15 protein-coding genes are annotated in these 17,645 nt (G+C 66.2%); 9 read left to right on the forward strand and 6 right to left on the reverse strand.

From position 1 onward, the window contains the following. Positions 1 to 384 precede the first annotated feature (384 nt). A complete protein-coding gene (msrB, locus tag MUG98_RS04505) occupies positions 385 to 801 on the forward strand; it encodes a peptide-methionine (R)-S-oxide reductase MsrB (protein WP_265110959.1) in 417 nt (138 codons plus the stop codon). A gap of 194 nt (positions 802 to 995) precedes the next feature. Here the strand turns inward: msrB and MUG98_RS04510 are convergent, their stop codons facing one another. Continuing rightward, positions 996 to 1,454, reverse strand: coding sequence for a hypothetical protein (locus tag MUG98_RS04510; RefSeq protein ID WP_265110960.1), 459 nt, complete (start codon positions 1,452 to 1,454; stop codon positions 996 to 998). Positions 1,455 to 1,650: 196 nt separating this feature from the next. On the opposite strand from MUG98_RS04510, the gene leuS reads away from it, so the two are divergent. The 3 genes from leuS to MUG98_RS04525 all read left to right on the forward strand — a co-directional run bounded on the left by leuS (position 1,651) and on the right by MUG98_RS04525 (position 5,772). Next, on the forward strand, positions 1,651 to 4,404 hold the full coding sequence (leuS, locus tag MUG98_RS04515; protein ID WP_265110961.1) for a leucine--tRNA ligase: 2,754 nt from the start codon (positions 1,651 to 1,653) through the stop codon (positions 4,402 to 4,404). 191 nt (positions 4,405 to 4,595) lie between these two features. Next, the gene (locus tag MUG98_RS04520; RefSeq protein WP_265110962.1) at positions 4,596 to 4,883 is read left to right on the forward strand and encodes a HalOD1 output domain-containing protein; all 288 of its coding nucleotides are present in this window, start codon (positions 4,596 to 4,598) and stop codon (positions 4,881 to 4,883) included. Positions 4,884 to 5,169: 286 nt separating this feature from the next. Next, positions 5,170 to 5,772 carry a DUF420 domain-containing protein gene (locus MUG98_RS04525; RefSeq protein ID WP_265112551.1) on the forward strand — a complete coding sequence of 201 codons (603 nt, stop codon included), beginning with the start codon at positions 5,170 to 5,172 and terminating at the stop codon, positions 5,770 to 5,772. 79 nt (positions 5,773 to 5,851) lie between these two features. Here MUG98_RS04525 and MUG98_RS04530 read toward each other — a convergent pair whose 3' ends face one another. Further along, on the reverse strand, positions 5,852 to 5,995 hold the full coding sequence (locus tag MUG98_RS04530; RefSeq protein ID WP_265110963.1) for a hypothetical protein: 144 nt from the start codon (positions 5,993 to 5,995) through the stop codon (positions 5,852 to 5,854). Between the two features lie 148 nt (positions 5,996 to 6,143). Between MUG98_RS04530 and MUG98_RS04535 the strand changes: the two genes are divergently transcribed. After that, positions 6,144 to 7,166: a Gfo/Idh/MocA family protein gene (locus MUG98_RS04535; protein ID WP_265110964.1), complete on the forward strand. Its 1,023-nt coding sequence runs from the start codon at positions 6,144 to 6,146 to the stop codon at positions 7,164 to 7,166. A 39-nt stretch (positions 7,167 to 7,205) separates the two neighbouring features. Further along, on the forward strand, positions 7,206 to 7,673 hold the full coding sequence (locus MUG98_RS04540; RefSeq protein ID WP_265110965.1) for a pyridoxamine 5'-phosphate oxidase family protein: 468 nt from the start codon (positions 7,206 to 7,208) through the stop codon (positions 7,671 to 7,673). A gap of 104 nt (positions 7,674 to 7,777) precedes the next feature. Here the strand turns inward: MUG98_RS04540 and MUG98_RS04545 are convergent, their stop codons facing one another. After that, positions 7,778 to 8,227 carry a response regulator gene (locus MUG98_RS04545; RefSeq protein ID WP_265112552.1) on the reverse strand — a complete coding sequence of 150 codons (450 nt, stop codon included), beginning with the start codon at positions 8,225 to 8,227 and terminating at the stop codon, positions 7,778 to 7,780. Positions 8,228 to 8,466: 239 nt separating this feature from the next. Here MUG98_RS04545 and MUG98_RS04550 point away from each other — a divergent pair, with 239 nt between their 5' ends. Continuing rightward, a complete protein-coding gene (locus MUG98_RS04550; RefSeq protein ID WP_265110966.1) occupies positions 8,467 to 11,259 on the forward strand; it encodes a PAS domain S-box protein in 2,793 nt (930 codons plus the stop codon). Positions 11,260 to 11,301: 42 nt separating this feature from the next. Here the strand turns inward: MUG98_RS04550 and MUG98_RS04555 are convergent, their stop codons facing one another. From MUG98_RS04555 to MUG98_RS04565, 3 genes are all read right to left on the reverse strand, one after another. Continuing rightward, a complete protein-coding gene (locus tag MUG98_RS04555) occupies positions 11,302 to 12,543 on the reverse strand; it encodes an LVIVD repeat-containing protein (protein ID WP_265110967.1) in 1,242 nt (413 codons plus the stop codon). A gap of 292 nt (positions 12,544 to 12,835) precedes the next feature. Beyond that, positions 12,836 to 13,609 carry an ABC transporter permease gene (locus MUG98_RS04560; RefSeq protein WP_265110968.1) on the reverse strand — a complete coding sequence of 258 codons (774 nt, stop codon included), beginning with the start codon at positions 13,607 to 13,609 and terminating at the stop codon, positions 12,836 to 12,838. Then, positions 13,606 to 14,556: an ABC transporter ATP-binding protein gene (locus MUG98_RS04565; RefSeq protein ID WP_265110969.1), complete on the reverse strand. Its 951-nt coding sequence runs from the start codon at positions 14,554 to 14,556 to the stop codon at positions 13,606 to 13,608. The genes MUG98_RS04560 and MUG98_RS04565 overlap by 4 nt, the downstream gene beginning before the upstream one ends. A 265-nt stretch (positions 14,557 to 14,821) precedes the next feature. On the opposite strand from MUG98_RS04565, the gene MUG98_RS04570 reads away from it, so the two are divergent. Both MUG98_RS04570 and MUG98_RS04575 read left to right on the forward strand, forming a co-directional pair. Beyond that, positions 14,822 to 15,778, forward strand: coding sequence for a TIGR03557 family F420-dependent LLM class oxidoreductase (locus MUG98_RS04570; protein WP_265110970.1), 957 nt, complete (start codon positions 14,822 to 14,824; stop codon positions 15,776 to 15,778). A gap of 196 nt (positions 15,779 to 15,974) precedes the next feature. Beyond that, positions 15,975 to 17,603 (forward strand): potassium channel family protein, encoded by a 1,629-nt coding sequence (locus tag MUG98_RS04575; protein WP_265110971.1) that lies wholly within the window; start codon positions 15,975 to 15,977, stop codon positions 17,601 to 17,603. The last annotated feature ends 42 nt before the right edge of the window (positions 17,604 to 17,645 follow it).

Raw genomic sequence — 17,645 nt, forward strand, 5'->3', positions numbered from 1 at the left:
CTCCCGTCTGCGGTGGCCGACCACCGGACGGCAACGGCTCCCGCCTGGAGGTCGTGGATGACGGACAGATCAGACGACCGATTTCCCGGGGCCGGTCCCCGCCTGCCGTGGGACCTCTCGCGAGGGCGTTCCCGGTCGACGCGCCCGCACTGTCAGTCGATCGAGGACCTGCACGCGGGTCGCCAGCCCGGACCGCGACCCGCGTGCAGGTAGCGGACGATCGGCGCTCGAATGTACGACAACAGACGATCGGCGACCCGTGAACCGCGCCCGCGGCACCGAGCGCGGGGAGGGACCCGTTGTCACGTCCGCGAACGAGAACACTCCCCCGATCGTCGGTGTGATGGGATGGCACTCAAATGGCTTCGACACCTACGGAAGGGTATGACCGACCAACTGTCCGACGACGACCGATCGGGGACGGACGAGAACTGGACGGACCGACTGTCCGACGACGAGTATCGCGTGCTCCGGGAGTGTGGAACCGAACCTCGCGGCTCCTCCGAGTTGCTGGACATCGACGAGGAGGGCGTCTTCCGGTGTGCCGGCTGTGGCCAAGAACTGTTCACGACGGACGAGAAGTTCGGCTCCGGAACCGGGTGGCCCAGTTTCTGGGATCCGGCCGAGGACGACGCCGTCGAGACGAAACCCGATCGCAGCCACGGCATGATCCGCACCGAGGTCGTCTGCAGCAACTGCGACGGCCACCTCGGCCACGTCTTCGACGACGGACCGGAGCCGACCGGGAAACGGTACTGCATCAACGGCGTCGCGCTCGAGTTCGAGACGACCGACGAGTGAGCTACGGGCGCGGGGACGAGCGAGCGGCGGTGCAGAGACGAGTGAGCCGCGGCGCAGAGGCATCGCCGGAGGACCGCAATTTTCGGCACGGTGATCCCCCGCGATCGGGTCCGACGTCGCCTCCGGCGCGAGACAACGCGTCCGGAACGGAACTGCAACGGAACGCGGTGCGAGGGCTCCATCCCGGGGCACCGTCAGCCGGGACCAGCGTGATCCGGCGGGCCGCGCTCGCCGTCCGACGGCGGCCCGGCGTGATCGGGCGGCCCCGGTTCACTGGCGTTGTCCGGTGAATCGTCCTCGTGATCCGGTGGCCCGCCATCTCCGTCGGCGCTCTCGGGGTCGCCCCGTGGCGAAGACTCACCGGAATCGGAGCCAGGGCCGGCCACCGAATCCGAGTCGGTGGTCTCCCCGGACGTCTCCTCGTCGGCCGCCGTCGGCTCCGTAACCGCCATCTCGTCCCCGTCGACTGCCCCGGTATCGTTCCGATCGACGACGATCGGCGTGTCGTCTCTCTCGTCCGCGTCCGACGACGTCGATCCGTCCGGGACGAGCCCCGGTGCGAACGCGACGACGAGCAGACAGCACGTTCCCAGCACGAACGCGGCCGTAACGAGCACGACGCGATCGGAGGGCCCCGGGTCGTCACGAGACATGCGAACCGGGTTCGACTACGATTGCCACCGGCTTTGTTAGGCAGCGCCCACAGCGTGGGGGCGAACGGCTCCGGTCTCCGGTCGAAACCGGCCCGATCGCACGGTGGGGACCACCTCGCGATCCGAATCGGTCGGTCGAGCGGCCGAACAATCATATAGCCGGCACGCCGAGTAAGCGGCAACGACTTCCCCGAGAATGACCAGTCATTACGATCACGCGCAAGTGCAGGAGTTCTGGCAGTACGTCTGGGAGCGCGACGACGTCTACGAACTGGACGAGGACGCGGCGGATCCGACCTACGTCCTCGGGATGTTCCCCTACACCTCCGGGGAGCTCCACATGGGGCACATCCGAAACTACGCGATCACGGACGCGTACGCCCGCTATCGACGGATGCAGGGCGACGACGTCCTCCACCCGATGGGCTGGGACGCGTTCGGCCTCCCCGCGGAAAACGCCGCCTACGAGCGGGCGAGCGACCCGGAATCCTGGACGCAGGCGTGTATCCGCCGGATGCGCGAGGAACTCGAGACGATGGGCTTTGGCTACGACTGGTCCCGGGAGATCACCACCTGCGAACCGGACTACTACCGCTGGAACCAGTGGCTGTTCAAGCGCCTCTACGAGGCGGGATTCGTCGAGTACGAGGCGGCGACGGTCAACTGGTGTCCGGACTGCGAGACCGTGCTGGCCGACGCACAGGTCGAGGAACGCGAGGACGAACGCAGTGAGTCCCCGGATCAGGAGAGCGGCGAAGCCGCGAGCCGCGCGAACGATCGGGTCTGCTGGCGCTGCGAGACGCCTGTCGGCCGCCGGGAACTCGACCAGTGGTTCTTCACGATCACCGACTACGCCGAGGAACTCCACGACGGACTGGACGACCTCACGGAGTGGCCCGACGGCGTCCGCGAGATCCAGCGCAACTGGATCGGCCGGCAGGAGGGGGCACGGATCGCGTTCGACGTCGAAACGAGCGGGGACGGCGGCCTCGGAAACGGGAGTGACGCGATCGACGTGTTCAGCACCCGCCCCGAGACGGTCTTCGGGGCGACCTACGTCGCCGTCTCGCCGGGCCACGACCTCGCGCAGGACCTGGCCGCGGCCGACGACGCGATCGAAGACTACGTGGAGTCGGTCCGCGAGCGGGGGCCGGACGAGGTCGGCTTCGCCGGCGTCGAAACGGACGCGCACGCACTGAACCCACTAACTGGCGAAGAACTGCCGGTGTACGTGGCGGGCTACGTCCTCGACGACGTCGGTACCGGTGCCGTGATGGGCGTGCCCGCGCACAACGATCGCGACCACGCGTTCGCCCGCGAACACGACCTACCGATCGAGTCGGTCGTCGTGCCGGCGGCCGCCGATGAGACGCCCACCGAAGACGACGCGGTCGACGTGGAGTCGGCAGCGTACACGGGCGAGGGACGCCTCGCGGTTCCGACCCGCGAGGAGTACGACGGACTCGAGAGCGCCACCGTCCGGGAGCGGCTGCCCGCCGAGCACGACGCGATCGAGGAGGACGTGACCTATCGGCTGCGGGACTGGCTGATCTCCCGCCAGCGCTACTGGGGGACGCCGATCCCGGTCGTCCACTGTGACGACTGCGGCCACGTCCTCGTCCCGGACGAGGACCTTCCGGTAGAACTGCCGGAGTTCGTCCGGACGACGGGGAACCCGCTCGCGGAACACGACTCGTTCCGCGAGACGACCTGTCCGGAATGCGGCGAGCCCGCACACCGCGAGACGGACACGATGGACACGTTCGTCGACTCCTCGTGGTACTTCCTGCGATTCCTCTCGCCGGACCTCGACGACGCGCCGTTCGATACCGATCGGGCCGCCGAATGGCTGCCGGTCGACGTCTACGTCGGCGGCGACGAACACGCGGTCCTCCACCTGCTGTACATCCGGTTCTTTACCCGGGCGCTCGCCGATCTCGGGCTACTGGAGGGGCGCGAGCCAGTCGAGAAACTCGTCAGTCAGGGGACGGTGCTGTACGACGGCGAGAAGATGTCCAGTTCGAAAGGGAACGTCGTCACGCCACAGGAGTACGGCGCGGAGACGACGCGGCTGTTCCTCCTCTCGGCAGCCCACCCGGAACAGGACTTCGAGTGGACCGCGAACGACGTGCGCGAGGCGTACGACCTCCAGCAGACCGTCCATCGGATGGTGACCTCGTTCGTCAACGAGGGCGACACCCGCGTCGAGCGACGGGGTCACGACGACTACCTCGCCGCCGAGATCGATCGGACGATCGCCGCGGTGACCGACGAGTACGAGCGGTTCCGGTTCCACCGTGCGGCGACGGAGATTCAGGAACTCGCGCGCCTGCTCGGTCGGTACCGCGAGTTCGACCGCCCTCACGACGCGATCTACCGACGCGGCCTGCTGACGCTTACGGCACTGCTCGCGCCGATGGCACCGCACCTCGGTGAGGAACTGTGGAACAAACTCCGTGGTGACGGACTCGTCGTCGAAGCCGACTGGCCCGACCCCGAACGGGACGTCACCGCGTACGAGCGCGAACGGCGACTCGTCGAGACGACCCTCGACGACGTCCGCGACATCGTCGACGTGGCGGCGATCGACGATCCCGATCGGATCGAACTGGTCGTCGCCCCCGACTGGAAGTACCGGGTCGCGGCGTTACGAACCGAAGACGCCCCGGAGGAGGGAGAGGCGAAAGAGGAGGGGACGTCACTCGTCGAGCGAGCCGTCGACGACGAGGCGGTCCCGGTGGATCGCGAAACCGTCGCGTCGTTCCTCGCTGACCTGGAAACGGAGTCCGGTCAGCAGCTCTCGCCCGATCGAGAACGGGAACTCCTGGCACAGGCGACGTGGCTCGTGACCGACGAATTCGACGCGGCAGTGTCCGTGCGGACGGCCTCGCCGGGTTCGGAGTCGGCCGCGAAAGCGCGTCCCGGAAAGCCCGCGATACACATCTCCTGAGATATATATTTGAAATCTATCAGTACCGGTAAATTGTGGCAAATTTTGCGATCGGCGGACGTGACAAAACCGGTCGCCTGTGGCCATTCACCACAGCCTTCGATACCGAAGGTACCGCGGCGCCAGGACTATCAATATCTCGACCGGAAAGGAATACATTTATTCGATCGGGTTGGAAAGGAGAGAGTGCCATGGTGGGGGATGGTGACGGCATCGATACGACGGTAAAGCGGCCGCCGAGTCGGGCAGTTATCGAGGCAGTTGCGTCCGTAGAAGGGGTTCCACCGGACGAAGTGGGTCCGCCCGAGTACGAGTCGCTCTACGAGGTCCTCGAACCGGAGGCACTCGATTCGCTCTTTGCCGATCAGCCCGATGGGACGCCCCGGCCCGGCGGTTTCGTTTCGTTCACGTACTGCGGCTACAGGATCACAGTCGAGAAGTGCGGAACGGTGACGATCGAGGGCACAGTCGACGACTGACGGACGAAGGACACGGGAGGGCACTGTCGATCGCGGGCGGACACGCGGGACGCGGGACTGAAACGTCGACTTCCGGCCAGGCCGTGCGCTCGGCGCAGTCGTGATCGCCACGGAGTTTCCCGAAGACGTGACCGTCAGGAACGTCGTCGACACCCATCCCGTCCCCGATTCGGTCGGAACCGGCGTCGAGGACGCGGAATGCTACCGCTTCGATCGCCCCCTCCATCCCTGGCCGGGACGTTCCGGAATGGGAAGACAAATACGGACGCTTTCCGAACGCTCGACAATGGCAACCGCGGACGCGAGACGACGCCTTCGAGAGCGCCCGATCGGTGTAACGGTCCTGTTGACGATCGTCGGCTACGCACTCGTCATCGGAACGTTCGTCCTCGAGGTCCCGTTCTACCCCGATCTCACGAACGCGCAGGTGAACGCCCTCTCGCACGCTATCGCGGTCATCAACGCGTCGGCGACGGTCCTGCTGGTGGCCGGCTGGTACTGGATCCGCGCGGGCGAAATCGAGAAACACCGCTTCGCGATGACCAGCGCGTTCGGGCTGATCCTGCTGTTCCTGGTCGTCTACCTGGTCCGGGTCGGGGGCGGTGGCGAGAAGTATTTCGTGGGCCCCGATCCCGTCTACTACGCCTACCTGCTCATGCTGGCGGTCCACATCATCCTCTCGATCGTAGCCGTGCCGGTGGTCCTCTACGCGTTGATTCTGGGGGTGAGCCACACGCCGGCGGAACTGCGAAACACCGCCCACGCCCGGGTCGGCCGGATCGCGGCCGGTTCGTGGATCCTGAGTCTCGTCCTCGGGGTCGTCACCTACGTGCTGCTCAACCACGCGTACGAGTACACGTTCACGCCATCGGTCCTGCTCCCGCTGTAGATCACACTCCGATGTACGATCGCGCAACAATCGGCCGCGTGCGCGCCGTGATCGCGGGGTTACTGACGGGGTCCGCGTTTCAATCGCGAAGCTGCTCGAGGAGCTGCTCGCCCCACCGCGACTCCCGTTCGGGATGGTTGCTCCAGACCCACTTGCAGTAGCGCAAGTGCTCGATACAGTCGCGGTGAGAGAGCTGATTGTTGCAGCCTGGGCACGTGGGCATAGACAGCCGTACGCTGCCGGCGGGAGAGTAGCTTCCGGTGAGACTCACCCCGGACGGATCGGCAACGAAGACTGTCCCGGCGGGCTGGGAGTCACGACATGCGATCGGTTGCCAAGCGCTTTTCCTCCGGGACATAGCCAGAGGGTGTATGCAGTTCGGTGCTGCCGCGATCGGTCTCGGCGGGCTCGGCCAGCTCGAACTCGAGATCCTAGCCGGGCTCGACGGCGTCGACGTGATCGCCGGAGTCGACGTCTCGTCCGACGCGAGGACGGTGTTCGAGCGCGAGTTCGACGTGCCGGCCTACGCCGAGAGTACGGACATGCTCGCGGACCACGGTGACGAGATCGACGTCGCCCTGATCGTCACTCCCCACACGCTCCACTACGAACAGGCCCGTGCCTGTCTCGCGGCCGACGTCCACGTCTACCTGGAGAAACCGATGGTGACCGACGTCTCGGACGCCGTCGACCTGATCGACCGGGCCGACCGGAACGACCTCGTGGTGCAGGTCGGGTACCAGCGGCACTTCCACCCGGGATTCACCGAGGTCAAACGGCTCGTCGACAGCGGGCGGATCGGACGGATCCACGCCGCGAACGCCGCCATCGGTCAGAACTGGATCGACCTCCACCAGGGGACCTGGCGGGTCGACCCCTCGCTCTCGGGTGGGGGACAGCTCTACGACACCGGGTCACACCTGCTCGATGCGCTCCTGTGGCTCACCGACGCGGATCCGTCTCACGTCTCGGCGACGATCGAGTACGCGAGTCCCGGCGTGGACGTCAACAGTGCGCTCTCCGTACAACTCGATCGGGACGACCAGCAGGTGATCGCCGGCGTGACCATCAGCGGGAACGGAGTCCAACTGGCGCCGTTCGAGAACTATTCGCTCTGGGGAACGAACGGCCGCATCACCTTCGACGGGGAACGGATCCGGCTCGCGGAGCGCGACGCGGCGGTCTACGAGAGCATCATCGAGGCCCAGACCGACTTCGCGTCGCTCACGACGGCCAAACTACAGAACTTCCTCGACTCGATCGAGGGAACCGCCGAGCCGGAAGTTCCGGGGACGGTGGGGCTGTCCGTGACCGCGCTGACGGAAGCCGCCTACGAGGCGGCCGACACCGATAGCCGCGTGGACGTCCAGGCCCTGATCGACGACGCCTCCTGACAGTCCGCGCTTATTACGCTCGCGGTCGATAGCTACCCTATGAACGTCCGTGGCCCCCTCTCGGCGGCCGAGATACGATCGTTTCTCGCGGAGACGACGATCCCGATCCGGCTGGCCTGTCAGACGCCTGCTGGCAACCTCTGGATGGTCTCGCTGTGGTACCGTCACCGCTCGACCGGCGACGACGCCGACGGCTGGGTCCTCCAGTGTGCGACCGGGGCCGACGCGGACATCGTCGCGTTTCTTCGCGAGCACTCGGCCGTTGCCTTCGAAATCTCGACGAACCAGCCGCCGTACAGGGGCGTCCGCGGTCGTGGCACGGCCTCGATCGATCCCGACCCCGAGAAGGAGACGCTACGCGACCTCCTCGAGCGCTACCTCGACGGCACGGACTCGTCCCTGGCGCGGAATCTGCTCCGCGAGGACCGCAACGAGGTGACGATTACGATCGATCCTGCCGTGGTCTCTAGCTGGGACTACACCGATCGGATGGGGGCGGACGAATAGCGTCAGTGTCGCCGGTGGACGACGGCGATCGATGCCGGTGATGGCCCGTTGGCGGGCGTCCCGGATGTTCCGCTCGTGCGTCGGGGATCCGTCTATACCCCCGTTCACGTCGGGGCGGGGTGCTGTGCCGAATCGATCCAGAACCGTTCGACCGCACGGGCGATCGAACTGAACTCGCTGGGGGTGTTCGGTTTGGTGAGGTACGCGTTCGCGGCTCGGTCGTAGCTTCCGGCGATGTCCGCTTCGTCGGCCGAACTCGACAGGACGAGCACCGGCGGTGGCGGGTGCTCGAAGTCGCGTTCGAGCACTTCGAGGATCGTAAAGCCGTCCACCCGCGGGAGGTTCAGATCCAGGAGTATCATGTCGGGGCAAGATCGTGAGTCGTCTCGCTGACACCTGTGGAGGTGCTCGAGCGCCTCGTCTCCGTCGGTGGCGGTGTGAAAGCGTATCTCGCTGTCGGTCGATTTGAACGCTTCCCGCGTGAGGCGGACGTCGCCCGGGTTGTCTTCGACGAGGAGGATATCGATCGGTTCGGTGGGGGAGTGGGCGGTCATGGTGCTCACGAAACACTCGTGTACCCGGACGCCTAAGGACACTCCCTAATTACGTGGTGTTTACCGATCGACCCTGTCGTTGGGCTCACCCGATCCGCACCGAACGGCTGGCCGACGCGGGTAAGAACGCTACGGCTCCGGAGCCGCCGCGCTCGACCCCAGCGGAACCTGTGACCCGGTCGAAATTCTGTGGTTTTCAATACGAGCCTTTACGGGCGCCCGAGAACTAACGCCACGAAATGGACCCGTCGTCCTCCAGTTCCGGATCGGACCGCCAGGACCGCGTTCGCCAGCAGCGGGTCGTGGCCGACCTCGGCAATCGAGCGCTCGAATGCACCGATCTCGATCGCCTCTTCCGGGACGCGACGGAGGCGGTGCAGACGACCCTGGAGACGGATACGTGCAAACTCCTCGAGTTGCTGCCCGGGGAGGAACGATTCTTGCTTCGAGACGGCTGCGGGTGGAACGACGGCGTCGTCGGAACGGAAACGGTTCCGACGAACCGCGAGTCACAGGCCGGACACACGCTGGAGACGACCGATCCGGTCGTCGTCGACGACCTGCAGACCGAAGATCGGTTCGCCGGCCCGGACCTGCTTCTCGACCACGATATCGTCAGCGGAATCAGCGCCGTCGTCGGCCCGTCCGACGACCCGTGGGGCGTCCTCGGAACGCACACGACGACGCGACGCGAGTTCAGCGAGGGGGACGCGGCGTTCGTCCAGAACGTGGCGAACGTCCTCGCGTCGGCCGTCGAACGCGATCGTGCGAACCGGCGACGCGACGAGGATGCGTCCCTCACCGATACGATCCTCGAGACGAGTCCGATCGGGATCACGATCGTCGACGCCGACGGGGAGATGCGATTCACCAACGAACGGGCCGAGGAGATATTCGGCCGGAGCAAAGCGCGGATCGACGAACTCAGTTTCGACGATCCCGCGTGGGACGAGGTGGGACCGGACGGCGAACCGCTGACGGCGGACGAGTTGCCCTTCCGGCGGATCGCCGAGTCCGGAGAGCAGGTGTTCGACCAGGTGACCGGTGTACTGCGGTCCGACGGCGAGCGGGTCTGGGTGTCCGTCAACGGGGCCCCGGTTCGGGACGAAGACAGGGAACTCGACGCCGTCGTCTTCGCGATCGAGGACGTCACGGACCGGTTCGACCGGGAACGGGACCTCGAGCGCTACGAGACCGTCGTCGAGACGGCCCACGACGGCATCTACGTGCTCGACGACGAGCGCCGCTTCGAACTGGTCAACGACTCGTTCGCGGCGCTGACGGGGTTCAGCCGCGACGAACTGCACGGGACTCACGCGTCCGTCGTGTTCGGCGAAGAGTTCGCGTCCATCGAAGCCGACCAGCTCGACGCGGCCGCCTCGCGGAGGAGCCCGACGTTCGAGGAAACGATCGTCGCGGGACCGGACGAGACCGACACGCGGACGGTCGAGAACCGGTTTGCGATCCTGTCGACGGAGGACGGAACCAGACGGATCGGGGTGGTCCGCGACATCACCGAGCGCAAGGAGATGGAGGCGAAGCTTCGCGAGAGCGAGGAGCGGTTCCGAACGCTCAGCGAACACCTGGAGGAGGTCGTCTGGATGACCGGCGCCGACCCGGAATCGCTGAGCTATATCAACCCGGCCTACGAGGAGGTCTGGGGACTCGATCGCGACTCGCTGTACGACGACGCGCTCTCGTTTCTCGAGGTCGTCCATCCCGACGACCGCGAACGGGTCCGGGAGGCGTACACCGGCCTTCCCGAGGAGGAGTACGACGAGGAGTTCCGGATCGAGAGACCGGACGGCGAGAGACGGTGGATACACGGCCGGGCGACCCCCGTCCGCAGCGAGGACGGCACCGTCGATCGGATCGTCGGCATCGACACCGACGTCACTCGGCGCAAAGAGCGCGAGCGGGCCCTCGAGGAGAGCGAACAGCGCTACCGGACGGTCCTCGAACACTTCCCGAACGGGGCGATCGCCCTGTTCGACGAGGACCTCCGGTACAGCCTCGTCGGCGGACAGGCGCTCGGGGAGATCGATCTCGACGCCAGCGAGGTGGTCGGCGCGACGATCGAGGAGTTCTACCCCGACGAGATCGTCCCGAAACTCGAGTCGGCGTGTCGTGGCGCACTCGAGGGAGACTCGACCCAGGTCGACGTCGCGTTCCGCGACCGGGACTGGAGCGTCCACGCGGTCCCCGTTCGAGACACCGACGCCGACGTGTTCGCCGGGATGCTCATGGCCCAGGACGTCACCGAGCGCAAGGAGTACCAGCGACGGCTCGAGGAGTCGAACGAGCGACTCGAGCAGTTCGCCTACGTGGCCTCCCACGACCTGCAAGAGCCCCTGCGGATGATCTCGAGCTACCTCGGATTCGTCCAGGATCGGTACGGCGACGAGTTGGACGACGACGGACAGGAGTTCGTCGAGTTCGCCGTCGAGGGCGCCGACCGCATGCGCGAGATGATCGACGGCCTGCTCGAGTTCTCCCGGGTCGAGACGCGCGGCGACCCGCTCGAACCGATCGAACTGGACGACAGCTTCGCCGACGCCCGCCGAGATTTGAAACTCCAGATCGAGGAGCAGGACGCCGAGATCACGGCCGAACCGCTCCCGCGTGTCGTGGGCGACGGCAACCAGTTGCGCCAGGTCTTCCAGAACCTGCTCTCGAACGCGATCGAATACTCGGGCGACGAGCAGCCGCGGATCGACGTCTCGGCCCACCGCGAGGGCAGCGAGTGGGTGATCTCGGTCGAGGACGACGGAATCGGGATCGATCCCGCGGATACCGATCGCATCTTCGGGGTCTTCGAGCGCCTGCACGCCGTCGACGAACACTCGGGGAGCGGCATCGGACTCGCACTCTGTGAGCGCATCGTCGAGCGCCACGGCGGCGAGATCTGGGTCGAGTCCGAACCCGGCGAGGGTTCGACGTTCTCGTTCACACTGCCGGCACATGATGGCTCCGGCACGGGTTCTCACTGCGGCGACGCTAGCGAGCGTTCGCAGACCGAGTCGCCGGAATAAATGGTGATCCGACGGGAGTGATGGAATCGTGGACGGTTGTGATCAGTACCCTTCGAGGGTAAAGATGTAGAGTCCAGTAGTGGCGTCGGACACGTAGATGTGCCCGCTGTCTCCCGCCAGTGAGCTTTCCGCACCCCACGTGAACGGGACGTTGTCAACCAGGTCCAACCGCGCGGGATCTTTTCGACGGATCTCACCGACTCCCTCAGTTGGTTGGTATTGGTCGATACGCACGGGGTCGCCCGGATCCGAAAGGTCGAACACCTGGACTCCAGCCTTGTAGTCGCCGCTGAACAGGACGTCTTCCTGGTCGCCGACGCCCCAGTCGGAGAAGTGGCCGGTCCACCAGAAGCCCTGGCGTCCGGTCGGCTGGTTCGCGTGCTGGGGGAACTGGAACGAAGCCAGGAGTTCTGTCTCGCCGGAGTCGAGGTCGAAATCGATGACGTGCTTGTATCCCGGTTCACCGCCGCCGACCTCTTCGCCGAGCAGGACGATGTCCTTCGAGGGGTGCGGGACCGCGTGATGGGCGAACCGAAGGGGGACGTCGGCTTCTTCCTCCTCGTAGTCGAACATGGCGACTACTTCCGGATCCGTGGGATCGCTCATGTCGAAGATGTACAATCCGTTCCCCGAGGCGGCGACGTACGCGTAGTCACCGCGGACGTGCGCGGCGTGAGTGTGGATCTCCTCGAAGCTCGACACCTCCACCGGGTCTTCCGGGTCGCTGATGTCGTAGACGACGACACCGCGACCGTGCCCCAGCGTGATGAGGTAGTCGTCGCCGAACGTCTGGACGTTGTGCGCACCACTATGGGAATCCTCGACGGTGAAGGGGCCATGGAGTTGGGGATCCGCCTTATCGCTCGCATCGACGATGGCCCACCCGGCATCTTCTCCACCTTCGTTGGCAGTGAACACCCACGGTTTCGTGGGGTGGATGTCCGAGTTACGGATGTCGCTGGAGTGGCCCTCGGGATCCGTGCCGATAGTCGACATCATCGTCGGATCGGTCCGATCTGAGATGTCGACGATCCGTAATTCGTTGTTACCGAAGACGAACGATCCCACCGCCGCGAGATCGTGCTCCTCACTGACGGCGCCGTGAGTATTTGCGCCGTCGCGCGCACCGAGCGTCGTGTGGCCGACCAGTTCCAGCGACGGATTTCGGCCGCCTCGCTCCTGATTTGCGCTCGCCGCTGAACTCGCCGCACCGAGGCCGACTGCGGTCGCACCGAGTCCCTTCAGTACTGTTCGCCTGTTCGTACGGTCACGGTTCGGAGACATTCCGGATTTATAGTAGTACACCACAAATTATGAGTTCGACCCTGAGAACCGATAACTGCAACAGGTCGACAATTATATCTAGAAGAGCGTAGAATGGCCTACGAATTTTCCGTCCGGGGTTCTCGATTCCGGGATTCGATCGAATCGGCCCTCGCGTAAATCCATCGAGTCGCCCGCTTCCTCGTCGCGGATCGCCACCAGGCGGGACAGCCCCGGCCGAGACGCTGGAGATCACGTGTCCGAAATCGAGGGGGCTGCGGCCGGGGACAGCGTTTCGCTGTACTCCCGCGGCTCAATCCGTTCGCGGGATCGAGCGGGCTCCGAGCGCGAACGTGACGACGGCCAGCGCCGCGAGGATTCCGAGGTTCGCGAGCGCGGGGTCGAGTCCGGCCACCGCCGGGGTCCCGGCGTCGGGGTAGGTCACGGCCCGGACGCCGCGGGCGAAGTAGGTCAGCGGCGAGAGGTTCACGAACGGCTCGAACCAGGCCGGAAGCTGGTCGAGCGCGATGAACGTCTCCGAGAGAAAGAGCAGGGGGAGTCCGATCGCGTTGCTGGCGGCGACGGCGCCGTCCTGGGAGTCGGTGTAGCTGCCGAGCATCGCGCCGACGCCGCAGAAACAGACGACGCCGACGAGGACGTAGGGGACGAGCAGCGGCGAAAACGCGATCGTAGCGCCCGTGAGGGCGATCACCAGCCCGAGGATGAGCAGGCTCGCGAGACCGATGATGACGGCGTTGACCACGGTCTGGGCGAGTAACCACTCGTCACGGGACAGCGGCGTCGTCGCGAGTTTCTCGAAGCGGTTCCCGTCGCGATGGCGTGCCACTTCGCTGCCCAGCCGCGACAGGGGCGTAAAGAGGACGACGACCGCGAGATAGCCGGGCACGTAGTAGGCCGGCGGCTCGGTGAAGAGCCCCTCGCCCGTGGGGTCGGTCCGCACGAGCGCCCCGAAGATGACGATCAGAATGACCGGGAAGAAGAACGTGAAGAAGACCGCCGTCCGGCGCCGGACGAACGATCGCCAGCCGGCACCGGTCTCGGCCCCGACGCGTCCCAGTCGGGTCACGCCGTCTCACCCGCTCGCGCGAGCCCGGTGGCGCTGTCGGTAGCGCGATCCGTCCCCGCGCGTTCGGCGTCGTCCGCCAGCGCGAGGTAGACGTCCTCGAGATCGGGTTCGGCCCACGTCAGGCCGGTGTACGCGAGGTCGCGATCGTCGAGGAAGTCGACGACGGTCCCGATCTCGGCGGGGTCGACGTCGCGGACGACGATCGCACCGTCGCGTGCGTCGACCGGGAATCCGAGGTCGGCGAACGCCGCTGGGTCGGCCCCCGTCTCGATCGTGAGTCGGCTCGCGCCGCCGTGCTCGCGGACGAGCGCCTCGGGCGTTCCCTGGGCGACGAGCGAGCCATCGGCGAGCAGCCCGACCCGATCGGCGAGTCGCTCGGCCTCGGCCATGTCGTGCGTGGTGAGGACGACGGTCGTACCGCCGGCGGCGAGGTCCTCGATCAGTTGCCAGATAGTCCGACGGCCGGCGGGGTCGATCCCCGTCGTCGGCTCGTCGAGAAAGAGGACCTCGGGATCGTTGACCAGCGTCGCGCCGACGCAGACGCGGCGCTGTTGCCCCCCCGAGAGGTTCTCGTACCACGTGTCGCCGGCCTCGCCGAGGCCGACGTCCGCGAGCACCGCGTCGGGGTCGCGGGCCTCGTCGTAGAGCCCGGCGTAGTACGCGAGCAGTTCGCGGGCGCTCAACCGATCCGGCGGCGAGAAGTCCTGGGGGAGCACGCCGAGCCTGTGGCGATCGACGGCCGTCGGTGGGTCACCGAGGACACGAACCGAGCCGTCGTCGGGTGTCGTCGTCCCGGTCAGCGCGCGAACGAGGGTCGTCTTCCCCGCCCCGTTCGGCCCGATCAGCCCGAAGACCTCACCCGGCTCCACCGAGAGGGACGCACCGGACAGCGCGATCGTCTCGCCGTAGGTTTTCCGAACGTCTTCCGCCTCGACCACGGCTTCCATACGGGCCGGTAGCCACGCGTGGCGGGTAAGGGGTTCGATTCCGGCGCTCGCAGTTCGAGTTACGCTGCGCCTCGCATTCGCTCCCCGATCGCATTCCAGGGCTCTCGCTGTTCGCAACACGCGGTTCTCGCTCACTTCGTTCGCTCCGGACCGCGAAACGCGAACGGGAAGCGAAGCGACCCGTGAGCCGCGACGTGAGCGAGAACCGCGCTCTTGCCCTCGCAGGCTCAACCGTTACCCACCCGTCCGTGGTAGCGGACCGGGTATGACCCAGCTCGGATACACCCTCTCGAGCGAGGAGCACGGTCCGAAGACCCTCGTCGAGATCGCGCGCCACGCCGAGGAGGTCGGGTTCGACTTCGTCTCGATCTCCGATCACTTCCACCCGTGGATCTCCGCACAGGGGGAGTCGCCGTTCGTCTGGTCGACGCTCGGGGGCATCGCGGCGATGACCGACGAAATCGAGGTCGGCGTCGGCGTCACCTGCCCGACGATGCGGATCCACCCGGTCAACGTCGCCCACGCCGTCGCCACGGTCGACGAGATGTTCGACGACCGGTTCACGTTCGGCGTCGGAACCGGCGAGAACCTGAACGAGCACGTCACGGGCCAGCGCTGGCCGGAACACGACGTTCGCCTCGAGATGTTAGACGAGGCCATGGACGTGATGCGTTCTCTCTGGACGGGCGAGACGACGAGCCATCACGGCGATCACTTCACGGTCGAAAACGCGCGGCTCTACACCGTCCCCGACGAGCAGCCGACGACGATCGCGAGCGCCTTCGGGCCACAGACCGCCGGGTGGGCCGCCGAGAACGCCGACGGCCTCTGGTGTTCCGGACCGAAAGAAGGCCCCGTCGACGCCTACGAGGACGCCGGCGGCGACGGGCCGAAATACACCCAGCTCCACGGCTGCTACGCGGAAACCGAGGCCAAAGCGATCGACACGATCCTCGAGTACTGGCCCAACGGTTCGATCCCGGGCGAACTCGGCCAGGAGCTGTCGACGCCGGCTCACTTCGAGCAAGCCGCACAGCTGGTCGATCGGGAGGACGTCGCCGAGGCCGGCACCACGACCGATCCGGACCCGCAGGCCCACATCGACAGTATCGAACAGGCGATCGACGTCGGCTACGACCACGTCTACGTCCACCAGATCGGGCCCGAGCAGGAACTCGCGCTTCAGTTCTACGAGGAAGAGGTGCTGCCGTCCTTCCGGTGATCGAGGGTCGGGGTCGTTCGAGGCCGGAAATTCAAGGACGAGACACGTGTCCGTGACGCGATGATCATCACTGTCCCGGTCGTCTCCGGTCAGCAGAATCCGTCGTGACGCTATCCTGGTAGAGACCCTTGACACGGGTTTCCGATCCGTCGTCGAACCGCCAGGTTACATACCCTTCGGCGTCTATATGCGGACGATGAATACGTGGTGGCGACGAATCGCCCTCTCCCTCGCCGCCGTGTTCGGGATCGTGGTCGTCTACGCCTTCCTCTACCAGTGGGGAATGGCGACGTTCGAGGGGACCGACCGATCGCTGGTCAAGTCGACACAGATCGTCATCGAGATACTGACGACCGCCGGGTTCGGCGGCGACACGGACTCCTGGACCAGCGCGCCGATGAACCTCATCGTGATCCTGATGAATCTCAGCGGGGTGTTGCTCGTCTTCCTCGCCCTGCCGCTGGTCGTCGTGCCGCTCTTCCAGCAGGCACTCGCGACGCAACCGCCGGAGTCGACCGACCTCACCGAGCACGTCATCATCTGTTCCCACACCGAACGCCAAGACGTGCTCAGAAACGAACTCGAGGCCGCGGGCATCCCGTCCGTCTTCATCGACGACGACCCGGAGACGGTGACGGACCTCGTCGACGACGGCATCGACGCGATGCTCGGTGACCCGGAGCAAGAACAGACCCTCCGGGCGGCGAACGTCGACGAGGCTCGCGCCCTGGTGATCGACGTCTCCGACGAGGCCAATCCCGAAGTGATCCTCACGGCGCGGGAACTCCGCGACGACGTCAGGATCATCAGCGTCGCAGAGGACCGGGAGGTCGCGACCTACCACCGCTACGCGGGCGCGGACGCCGTCGTTCGACCGCGACAGGTTCTCGGCCGTAGCCTCGCAGGGAAAGCCACGATATCGGTGACCGCGCAACTCCAGGAAACGATCGAACTCGGCGACCAGCTCGAGATCACCGAACTCCTCGTCGAGGATGACAGCGATCTCGCCGGCCAGACGATCGCCGAGTCGAGCATGCGTGACCGGTTGGGCGTCAACGTGATCGGGGCGTGGTTCGACGGCGAATTCCAGCCGGCACCGGATCCCGAGACGGTCATCGACGGAAACACGATCCTGCTCGTCGCCGGCTCTCACGAGACGCTTACGGAACTGACCTCGCGAACGGTCTCGCCGTCCAGCAGCGGCTCCTACCGCGTGATCGTCGGCGGATACGGAGAAGTCGGGCGCACCGTCAGCGCGACGCTCGACGACGCCACCGTTCCGCACACGGTCATCGACAGCGACGACGAAGAGGGCGTCGACGTCGTCGGGAACGTGACGGACCCGGACGCGCTCGCCGCTGCAGGCGTCGAGAACGCCCGATCGATCGTGCTCGCGCTCGACGACGACACGGCGGCCATCTACGCCACACTCGTCCTCGAGAAGGTCGCCCCGGACACCGAGGTGATCGCCCGGGCCAACGAGACCGAAAGCATCCGGAAGCTCTACCGGGCGGGTGCCGAGTACGTCCTCGCGCTGTCGACGGTGACGGGGCGCATGCTCTCGTCGGTGTTGCTCGAGGACGAGGAGGTCCTGACGCCGGAAACGCAGTTCGAAATCGTTCGCATGACGGCACCGAAACTCGTCGGCCAGAGCCTGGGCGAAACCGACATCCGCGCGCGGCTCGGGTGTACGGTCGTCGCCGCCGAGCGGGACGGCGAGTTGCTGACCAACCTCGGTCCCGAATTCACCGTCCGGGAAGACGATACCCTCATCGTCGCCGGCAGCGACGAGACCGTCAACCGGTTCATCGAGGTCGCCCGGTGAGCGCCCGACGATCGTCGGACGGGGCTGTCGCGTTCCGCAGCC

The sequence above is a fragment of the Halosolutus halophilus genome (assembly GCF_022869805.1).
GTDB lineage: Archaea > Halobacteriota > Halobacteria > Halobacteriales > Natrialbaceae > Halosolutus > Halosolutus halophilus.